Source organism: Mesorhizobium sp. M2A.F.Ca.ET.067.02.1.1 (genome assembly GCF_004023285.1).
Classification (GTDB): Bacteria; Pseudomonadota; Alphaproteobacteria; order Rhizobiales; family Rhizobiaceae; genus Mesorhizobium.
Genome location: NZ_RZSB01001409.1, coordinates 1 through 479, shown reverse-complemented (window position 1 = coordinate 479; position 479 = coordinate 1). Strand labels below are relative to the sequence as shown.

General features: G+C 64.3%; 1 protein-coding gene and 1 pseudogene. One reads left to right on the top strand and one right to left on the bottom strand.

Annotated elements, in window-relative coordinates:
- Positions 1 to 189 (bottom strand): LysR family transcriptional regulator (locus EOA28_RS38085; protein ID WP_148671229.1); only part of this gene is annotated, 189 nt, incomplete at its 3' end.
- Positions 190 to 310: 121 nt separating this feature from the next.
- Between EOA28_RS38085 and EOA28_RS40770 the strand changes: the two are divergent.
- A pseudogene (locus EOA28_RS40770) lies at positions 311 to 479 on the top strand (MFS transporter); the annotation flags it as partial.

Below are 479 nucleotides of genomic sequence, written 5' to 3'. Positions count from 1 at the left end.
CAGTTGCAGCTTGCGTGTCGAGCGGCTGACCAGCCGCGCGCCGAGCCGCGCCTCCAGCCGCGCGATCAGCTTGCTCACCGCCGAGGGCGTCATGCGCAAGGCCCGCGCCGCGGCGGAAAAACTGCCCGTCTCGGCGACGCGGACGAACACTTCGATCTCGCCGGAGCGGTTGATTTCGGGTCGCGCCATTTGTGAATTTATTTCACAGAAAATATGCCCATTGCAAGACTGGTTCACAGCTCGACGGATCACGATCTTCGGCATCGGGGCGCGGGACTTGGGCGTCCTTCAGCACCAAACGGACCCTGCCATGCCCCTTGCTCTTTATGCCCTCACCGCCGGCGCCTTCGGCATCGGTGTCACTGAATTCGTCATCATGGGTCTGCTGCTCGATGTCAGCGCCGATCTCGGCGTCTCGATCTCGGCCGCGGGCCTGCTCATTTCCGGCTACGCGCTGGGTGTCGTCATCGGCGCGCCGC